General features: G+C 61.5%; 9 protein-coding genes. 1 reads left to right on the forward strand and 8 read right to left on the reverse strand.

Annotated features, from left to right (window positions below; genetic code table 11):
- Positions 1 to 450: hypothetical protein (locus PA598K_RS17450; protein ID WP_221414149.1), on the forward strand; the 450-nt coding region annotated here is incomplete at its 5' end.
- Positions 451 to 696: 246 nt separating this feature from the next.
- Here the strand turns inward: PA598K_RS17450 and PA598K_RS17455 are convergent.
- From PA598K_RS17455 to PA598K_RS17490, 8 genes are all read right to left on the reverse strand, one after another.
- Positions 697 to 1,272 (reverse strand): YdhK family protein, encoded by a 576-nt coding sequence (locus tag PA598K_RS17455; protein WP_260405467.1) that lies wholly within the window; start codon positions 1,270 to 1,272, stop codon positions 697 to 699.
- A 99-nt stretch (positions 1,273 to 1,371) separates the two neighbouring features.
- Positions 1,372 to 3,801 carry a heavy metal translocating P-type ATPase gene (locus PA598K_RS17460; RefSeq protein ID WP_128658200.1) on the reverse strand — a complete coding sequence of 810 codons (2,430 nt, stop codon included), beginning with the start codon at positions 3,799 to 3,801 and terminating at the stop codon, positions 1,372 to 1,374.
- Positions 3,802 to 3,851: 50 nt separating this feature from the next.
- A complete protein-coding gene (locus PA598K_RS17465; RefSeq protein WP_128658201.1) occupies positions 3,852 to 4,052 on the reverse strand; it encodes a copper ion binding protein in 201 nt (66 codons plus the stop codon).
- A 199-nt stretch (positions 4,053 to 4,251) separates the two neighbouring features.
- On the reverse strand, positions 4,252 to 5,106 hold the full coding sequence (locus PA598K_RS17470; protein WP_128658202.1) for an MBL fold metallo-hydrolase: 855 nt from the start codon (positions 5,104 to 5,106) through the stop codon (positions 4,252 to 4,254).
- Between the two features lie 28 nt (positions 5,107 to 5,134).
- A complete protein-coding gene (locus tag PA598K_RS17475) occupies positions 5,135 to 5,794 on the reverse strand; it encodes a hypothetical protein (protein ID WP_128658203.1) in 660 nt (219 codons plus the stop codon).
- Positions 5,795 to 5,820: 26 nt separating this feature from the next.
- A complete protein-coding gene (locus tag PA598K_RS17480) occupies positions 5,821 to 6,198 on the reverse strand; it encodes a PilZ domain-containing protein (protein WP_128658204.1) in 378 nt (125 codons plus the stop codon).
- A 201-nt stretch (positions 6,199 to 6,399) separates the two neighbouring features.
- On the reverse strand, positions 6,400 to 7,095 hold the full coding sequence (gene araD / locus PA598K_RS17485) for an L-ribulose-5-phosphate 4-epimerase (protein WP_128658205.1): 696 nt from the start codon (positions 7,093 to 7,095) through the stop codon (positions 6,400 to 6,402).
- A 90-nt stretch (positions 7,096 to 7,185) separates the two neighbouring features.
- Positions 7,186 to 8,295 (reverse strand): GntR family transcriptional regulator, encoded by a 1,110-nt coding sequence (locus PA598K_RS17490; RefSeq protein WP_128658206.1) that lies wholly within the window; start codon positions 8,293 to 8,295, stop codon positions 7,186 to 7,188.
- Between the last annotated feature and the right edge of the window lie 314 nt (positions 8,296 to 8,609).

Genomic DNA, 8,609 nt, shown 5'->3' on the forward strand with positions numbered 1-8,609 from the left:
GGGCCAGGACCGTTCCCGCCAGGACCAGGGCCAGGACCGTTCCCGCCGCCTCCGGGACCGGGACCTTTCCCGCCGGGGCCGTTTCCGCCAGGGCCAGGGCCTTTCCCACCACTACCGCTGCCATTGCCTTTGCCGATTCCGCTGCCGATTCCTATACCTGGCCAGGATCGATACGTCACCGTCGTTATTAATGGCGGGCGAGCGTTCCCACAGATCACCCAGCCCTACTATATCCGTTATCGCCCGGGCATGACCGTGTATCAAGCGCTGCTGGAAACCGGCGTAGTCCAGTTCTCCTTTGGCGGCCAGATCGTCTCCGTCAGCGGCGTCTTCATATCCAATGCGATCCGCTATACGATCCGCCTGAACGGCCGTCCGTTGCCTCCCAACCAGCTCTATCTGCCGCTGCAGCCTGGAGACGCCGTCGGCCTGGAGCTCTATTACGTCTAGGCAAGCATGAAGAGACGATCCGGGGCGACAGAGTATCATGCCCGTTGCAGCTTTCCGGATCGCCGCTAACAACGAAAACCTTCATTGCCGCTGATTAATCATGGCGATGAAGGTTCTTTGTTTGTTGTCGTATTCGCCTCGACGGGCGGCGAGCAGCCCCGATGACACATAGGCCGTTACCACTGCGGAGCATTCAGGTTGCAGAGTCCGACAGCATGTCCGCGACTCGATGGCATGCCCATCCTTTTACGGCTGCGCCAGCTCCTCCTCCGTTACCCAGAGGTGGCCTTTTACTTCCTCACCGGTCGTGGTGGAGATGAAGTCGACGCTATAGACGGTCGTCTGCTCCACCGCATCAATCGTCGCTGTCGCTCCCGCCATTCCCGGCAGATGATCGGCTGCCAGCACGGCCTCCTCCCCCGGAGCCAACGGTCCCTTGCCTGCTGCGCCCTCCAGTTCCTCGTGGACGACCCACTTGTGCTCGACGACAGGCTCGCCGCCATCGGTCGGCGTATAGGAGACGATATATGCTGTCGTATCATAAGCGCCGGCGATCGTCACCTCCGCTCCTTCCATACCGCTCATATGGGCATCGGCGATGACCGCTTGGCTGCCCACTGGATAGGTCGGGCTCTCAGCCGCCCGCAGCCCGTCCGGGAGCTTGCCCAGCCCGGAATGATGCATCTCGGCATGCCCGCCTTGCTTCGTGTCAGCCGCCTCGGTTGGCCCCGGGGCGTCGCCTGGCGTCTCTTTGGCCGCGCTCCCGCAGGCGCCAAGCGCCAGCATCGAGACGAGCGCTACGACAATCAGTATTTTGTTCATGGACTTCCCTCCATCAGCTGACATCCCGTCTATACGCTCTTGCGTATTGGTCGTCCGACCGCCGTCGTGCCGCCAGACTCTGCCCTGGCCAAGCCAGAGCTACAGCTTCACCCGCTGCAACCGCAGTGCATTGAGGACGACGGACACCGAGCTGAATGCCATCGCCGCACCCGCGACCCAAGGCGCCAGCAGGCCGATCGCCGCGATGGGGATGCCTGCGGAGTTGTAGGCGAGCGCCCAGAACAGATTTTGCCGGATGTTGCGCATCGTCTTGCGACTCATCAGGATCGCATCGGCGATGCTGTGCAGATCGCCGCGCATCAGCGTTACATCGGCGGCCTCCATCGCGACATCCGTCCCTGTCCCGATCGCCATGCCGATATCGGCGACGGCGAGCGCCGGAGCGTCGTTGATGCCGTCTCCGACCATCGCCACCTTTTTGCCCTGCGCCTGCAGCTTCTTGACCTCTTCGGCCTTGCCCTCAGGCAGCACCTCCGAGAGCACCCGGTCGATGCCGACCTGAGCCGCGATCGCTTGCGCGGTGCGCGCATTGTCGCCGGTCATCATGACGACCTCCAGCCCCTGACGCTTCAGCCGCTCGATCGCTGCCTTGGAGGTGGGCTTGACGGTATCCGCCACCGCCACCAGACCGGCATAACGTCGGTCGATCGCGATCAGCATCGCCGTCTTGCCCTGCTCCTCCAGTCGCGACATCTCGGCCAGCGCCTCGTCGATATCGACCTCGTAGCGCGCCATCAGCCGCCGCGTCCCAGCCAGCACCTCATGCCCCTCGACCGTAGCGAGCACGCCATAGCCGGGGATCGCTTCGAAAGCGTCCGGCTCCGGCAGCGCCACGCCGCGTCCACGGATGCCCTGGACGATCGCCTCCGCGAGCGGATGCTCGGAGGCCTGCTCCGCTGCGCCGACCAGACGCAGCAGTTGCTCCTCGGCGATGCCGACCGCCAGGATGTCGGTCAGCTCCGGCTCGCCTTTGGTGATCGTCCCGGTCTTGTCGAGGATGATCGTCTCGATCCGGTGCGTCGACTCCAGATGCTCGCCGCCCTTGAACAGGACGCCGCTCTCGGCGGCGCGTCCCGAGCCGGCCATGATCGACGTTGGCGTCGCCAGCCCGAGCGCGCACGGACAGGCGATGACGAGGATGGCGATCGCCTTCTCCAACGCGTTGCCGAGCTCGCCCGGCGTCACCCACAGATACCATACGGCAAAGGCAGCCACCGCGATGCCGACGACGATCGGCACGAAAATGCCGGAGATGCGGTCGGCGACGCGCTGGATAGGCGCCTTCGAGCCTTGGGCTTCCTCGACGATTTTGATAATCTGCGCCAATGCCGTTTCCTTGCCGACCTTGGTCGCCTTCACCTTAAGCCGGCCGTTTTTATTCACAGTCGAGCCGATGACAGCGTCGCCTGGCCGCTTCTCGATCGGCAGGCTCTCGCCGGTCAGCATCGATTCGTCGACCGCCGACGTCCCCTCCGTCACTTCGCCGTCCACCGGCACCTTCTCACCGGGTCTGACGATGACGATATCGCCGCGCAGCACATCGTCCACCGGCACCGTCATCTCCTGCCCGTCGCGAATGACGAGCGCCGTCTTGGCTCTTAGCCCCATCAGCTTCTTGATCGCCTCCGAGGTGCGGCCCTTCGCCTTGGCCTCGAACCACTTGCCCAGCACGACCAGCGTGATCAGTACGGCGCTCGTCTCGAAGTACAGATCGGGATGGCCGTGACCGCTATGGGCAGCGAGCGCCGCATCGATCGACAAGTAGACGCTGTAGAAATAAGCCGCCGACGTGCCAAGCGCGATCAGCACGTCCATATTGGCCGAGCCGTTGCGCAGCGCCTTGTACGCGCCTGTGAAGAAGGGCCAGCCGATATAAAATTGCACCGGCGTCGCCAGGATGAGCTGGAACCACGGGTTCATAAACAGATCGGGCAGATACATCCACGAGGTGAACGAGAAATGACTGACCATCGCCCAGAGCAGCGGCAGCGAGAGCGCCGCCGAGATCAAAAAACGGCGACGATACCGGCCTACCTCCTGCTGTCGCTGCGCTTCCCGATCGCCGCCCTCTTGCTTGGGCCGCGCCTTGTACCCCAGCTTCTCGACCCGTTGCTGGAGATCGGCTATGGCGACCTCGGTACCGTTGTACTCCACATGCGCCGTTTCCATCGCATAATTGACCGTGGCCGCGCTGACGCCCGGCATCTTGCTCAGCCCCTTCTCGATGCGGGCAGCACAAGCCGCGCAGGTCATGCCGCTAATGTCCAGCTCGACCGATTCCTTCACGGTGGCGTAGCCCAGCTTCTCGATGCGCTGCTCCATCTGTTCGGGATTGGTCTGCGACGGATCGTAGGTGACAGTCGCCCGCTCCATCGCATAATTGACGTTGGCCTGCTCGACCCCGTCGATCTTCGACAGCCCTTTCTCGATCCGGTTTGCACACGCCGCGCAGGTCATGCCGCTAATCTGCAACGTTGCCTGCCTAAGAGCTTGCTCCGTTGTCGTCATCCTTCTCACCTCGCTCTATATCTGCCTGTCGCAAGACATGCTCTTTCCGCTTATTGAACCTCGTAGCCCTGATCTTCGATCGTCTCCTGGATCGCAGCCAGCGACTGCTTGCTCTCATCGAAGGATACCTGCACCGTGCCGCTTGCCAGATCGACCTGACTATCCACGTTGATTTCCTTCAGCGCTTTCTCGATGGCGCTCACGCAATGGCCGCAGGACATGCCGGATACAGTCAGAGATATCGTCTTCATAAGGAATCGCTCCTATTCGTTTTCTTTTTGAACTCCACCTTAGTATACCCCCCTATACTATAAAAAGCAAGTCGATTTCCTGTCCCTGCGCCTGCAAATTCCGACAGTTGTTCCCCAAACCATGCTCAATGCAAAACACCCCTCACAACATTGAAGCAGCTGTGAGGGGTATCGCAAACATTTGGCGACGCTCCCGCCTCTAGTCGAGGAAGGTCCGGGAGGAAGCATAAAGGTAACGCTCGAAGCGCGCCATCACATGGCAGCGCTGCTCCGGGTATTGCTCGTACACGTACTGGAAGAAGTGACCCGGCTTCTCGCTGTTGCCGTCGAACATATCGTAATGCAGCGGTACCAGCGTCTCGATCCCGGCAGCTACTGCCAGCTCGACCGCCTCACGGTAGTCCATGTTGCCGACGATATGCCGGCTGCGCCGATAGTAATCGCCGCCGTTGATCGGCAGCAGGCCCAGGTCGATCCGCTGCTCGCGCAACGTCTCGGCCAGTCCAGGGTAGATGACGGTGTCGCCGGCATGATAGAGCGTGACGCCGTTCAGCTCGAGGATGTAGCCGAGATAGCGATCATAGCCCTGCTCATCGCGCTCCAACTCTTCATGCGCGGCAGCCACCGGCAGCAGCCGGATCGGCTCCTCCGGCGTCCCGACCTCCTGCCACGCTCCGGCGCGCGCATCGGCGATCCGCTCCTCCGGCACGCCGCAGTCGACCAGCAGCGGCCGGCAGCAGGCCGGCGCGATATAGCGCGTCTGCGGCTGCGTACGGGCCAACACCCGGATCGTGCCCGGGTCGAGATGATCGATGTGCTCATGCGTGATGAGGCAGAGGTCGATCGCATCGATCGCCTCCGGCGGGAACGGCGGCGGGAACGCCCGGGCGTCCGCCATCGTATCCGAGATGAACGGGTCGACATAGATGACGGTCGACGCGCCTTTGAGGATGACGCTCTCCTGCCCGAGGAACCACACCGCCGCCATCCCTTGCGGCACGCGCGTGCGCTTGATTTCCGACATCCATTGCTCCTGTGTCCTTGCTTGTCCCATCCTCATCCTCCTTGCTCCTGATCGGAGTTCAATCTTCGTTATCCGCCAGACGCTCCCGCGCCCAGTTATTCAGCTTGTCGGAGACGGTCTGCCCGGATTCCGGCACCATCGTGCCCCGCTCCGAGACGAGCCGCCCCTCCTCATCCATATAGAACGCCAGGATCTCGCGTCCCTGCTCATCGCGCATGACAAAGGTATACGGACCGACAGGCGGCGAGCTCTCCTCCGATTTGTCCGCGACATCGTCTAGAATGTTGGTGAACTGGGTAATGAGCCGCCAATTGTCCGTACTCGCCTCGCGCCCGCTGACGGTATCGCGTACGATCACCTCGTCGACGCGCTGATCGTTGCTGGCCCAGGTGCGCAGATGGTAGCCAGTCACGATGATGTCCTCTGTGGTTGCGGTTGCAGGACTGCCCCCGCTATGGTCATCCGAGACATAGCGGACATAGCTGCCGATATCGATCTGCTCCACTACTGTCTCGGGCACTGTCACATGCGTCGTCGTATAATCGCCCTCCTCCGGGACGAAGACCACCGTCAGCGTCTGACCGGACTTCTCGGTCACTGCCCCGCTCAGTCGGCCATCGTCAGATGCGGCTTGGTCTCCGCAGCCGACGACGAGCAGGAGCAGCAGAGCGTTTGCCAGCAACCATGACAGCGCGCGTTGCTTTGCTTTCCCTTGCATTTCGTTTCCTTACCTTTCTTCGTATCCTATTGGGCGACGATCCGCTGCGAGGCCGCCAGCTGCCGCAGCTCGATGCTCATGCGCTCGCGCAGCGCATCGCTGGCCTCGAATTGAATCCCGTAACGATGCAGTCCTTCCTCGTAAGCATGCCAACGGATGATGCCCTGCACCTCCCACGGCGCTTCCCCAAACTGTACGTACAGCATCACGCCGATCACATGCTCGCCGGCGCCCAGCTTGAGCGACGTGGCGATGTTGCAGCCGGAGCGGCTCAGATTGAGGATCTCTGCCGGTGCACGCTTGCTGTCGACCGGCTGATTATTTATGCGGTTGATCTGGAAGGTGCACGGCTCCGGCGTATGGAACACGTAACGAAACGGCTCTTTTCTTCTGCTCTTGTCCATAGGCGTCTGTCGTCTCCGAATGTTTGATATATGATGACTAGCAACTCCTACCAGAAAGTATAGAGGATACCTACACCGGTTTCAATGAGAGAACGGTTTTGAGGAATAGGGGAGATATGGAGAGGGTGCCCCGCCGTCATCCAAAATGACGCTTGGGACACCCTCGAAAAAACGCATGCGGAGAGGCTTGCCTCGCAAGCCTTACGATTGGCCGTAATAAGCGTTGGCCCCATGCTTGCGCAGGTAGTGGCGGTCGAGCAGATGCTGATCCATCGCCCCGATCTGCGGATTGAGTGCGAACGTATGCACCGCCATCTTGGCGCATTCCTCGAGCACGACGGCGTTGTGCACCGCATTGTGCGCGTCCTTGCCCCAGCAGAACGGCGCATGGCTGTTGACGAGCACGGACGGCACCTGCATCGGATCGATGCCGCGCGAGACGAAGGTCTCGACGATGACGCGGCCGGTCTCCAGCTCATAAGCGCCCTTGATCTCCGCCTCGGTCATCGGCCGGGTGCAAGGCACCTCGCCATAGAAATAATCGCCGTGCGTCGTCCCGAGCGCCGGCAGCGCCCGTCCGGCCTGCGCGAAGCTGGTCGCCCATGGCGAGTGGGTATGCACGATGCCGCCGATATTGGGGAACTCCTTGTACAGCAGGACATGCGTCGCCGTATCCGACGATGGCTTGTAGCTGCCCTCGACGACTTGTCCCTCCAGATCGACGACGACCATCTGCTCCGGCTGCAGCTCCTCATACGGCACGCCGCTCGGCTTGATGACGACCAGACCGCTCTCGCGGTCGATGCCGCTCACATTGCCCCAGGTGAAGGTGACCAGCCCGTGCTTGGGCAGATCCATATTCGCTTCCCATACCAATTGCTTCAACGCTTCCAACATCGGTAGTTTTCGCCCCTTTCGCCAGCCTCGGCTGGCCTGTATGCTGTCTCTCATTATAAGTTGTACGTACAAGTCTGTCACGCAAAAGTTTCAGTCCAACTGCCGCGTCGACTGGCGAACGACCAGCTCGGGAGGATAGACGATATCCTGCGACGACCGCCCGGCCTCTCTGCCCCGGATCAGCTCCATCAGCAGACGGACGGCATCCTCGCCCATCTGCGTCTTCGGATGCGCAACGCTTGTCAGCTTGACCTCGGTGGCGATGGCCAGATTCGAGTCGTCGAAGCCGACGATCGAGATGTCCTCGGGTACGCGCATCCCTCTGCTGCGGACGACATCGAGCAGCCGTACTGCCAGTTGATCATTGTAACAGACGATGGCCGTCGGACGCCGCTGCGGCGCTTCATCGAGCAGCGCGGACAGCGCCTGTGCCGGCAACGTGTCCTTGTCCTCCGTCGCATAACGGATTAGATGCTCGGGGAGCAGCGCCAGCTCGTGCTCGCGATGCGCGCGGCGGAAGCCGCGCATCCGGTGCACGCCCTGATAATCGTCGGTCTTGAACAATCCCGCGATGCGCCTATGCCCGAGCCGGATCAGGTGCTCGGCGGCGAGATGGCCGCCCCTCTCGTCATCGACCCGCAGGCAAGGTGCATCGACATCCGCGTATCGTTCATTCAGCATGACGTAAGGGATATTCTGCGCATCCAGCGCCAAGAAGTAGGGGAAGTTCGGATTGCCCTCGGCGCTCTTCGTCGGCTCGATGATCAGTCCGCTCAGCGGTTCCCGTAGCATCGACTCCAGGCTGTCCCGCTCTTTGTCCTTCTCATTGTCCGTGCTCGCCAGCAGCAGACGCGCGCCGCGCGCCCGCAGCGCCGACTCCACGCCCCGCACGATGATGGGGAAGATATAGTCGGAGATATACGTCGTGATCATGCCGATCGACATCCCCGCCGAGCTGGCCGACCGCCCCTGTGCGGTCTGATCGGCGATGAAGGTGCCCTTGCCCTGGATGCGATAGAGCCAGCCCTCCTGCTCCAGTTCGCCCAGCGCCTGCCGTACGGTCTGGCGGCTCATCTCGAAGCGGCGGGCGATTTCGTTTTCCGAGGGCAACTGGTCATGCGCCTTGAACAGCGCTTCAGCGATCCAGGAGAGCACCTCCTTCTTGAGTTGTCTATATTTCGGCGGATGGGGCTGCGTCACGGGTACACCTCGATCTATTCAGTAGTTGTATAGCAAAAGAGTAGTTGTACAGTAAAAGTATACTACAATGCCAACTTGTATGTACATGTCAGGCCAGGCGCTGCCCGTGTCGGCATCATTTGACTTCGGGCTGGCGGCCATGCCACACTTAGGGCGTGTCTGCACACCCGCTCAGGGGCATCTAAGACTGCCTTTCCGCCCCCTGCGGCGTCACTTTTGCTTGCCGTACCCCCGGTACGACTGCACAAAAGTTCCTGGCATGGAACGAAAATTCAACCCAATCTGCTACCCTCCGAGTATGCAAACACACCCTA

It is taken from the genome of Paenibacillus sp. 598K, from assembly GCF_003851045.1.
Lineage (GTDB): Bacteria > Bacillota > Bacilli > Paenibacillales > Paenibacillaceae > Paenibacillus_D.

Coding starts and splice junctions, on each gene's coding strand:
- PA598K_RS17455 (WP_260405467.1), bottom strand. CDS start 1,272: ATGAACAAAATACTGATTGTCGTAGCGCTCGTCTCGATGCTGGCGCTT.
- PA598K_RS17460 (WP_128658200.1), bottom strand. CDS start 3,801: ATGACGACAACGGAGCAAGCTCTTAGGCAGGCAACGTTGCAGATTAGC.
- PA598K_RS17465 (WP_128658201.1), bottom strand. CDS start 4,052: ATGAAGACGATATCTCTGACTGTATCCGGCATGTCCTGCGGCCATTGC.
- PA598K_RS17470 (WP_128658202.1), bottom strand. CDS start 5,106: ATGGGACAAGCAAGGACACAGGAGCAATGGATGTCGGAAATCAAGCGC.
- PA598K_RS17475 (WP_128658203.1), bottom strand. CDS start 5,794: ATGCAAGGGAAAGCAAAGCAACGCGCGCTGTCATGGTTGCTGGCAAAC.
- PA598K_RS17480 (WP_128658204.1), bottom strand. CDS start 6,198: ATGGACAAGAGCAGAAGAAAAGAGCCGTTTCGTTACGTGTTCCATACG.
- araD (WP_128658205.1), bottom strand. CDS start 7,095: ATGTTGGAAGCGTTGAAGCAATTGGTATGGGAAGCGAATATGGATCTG.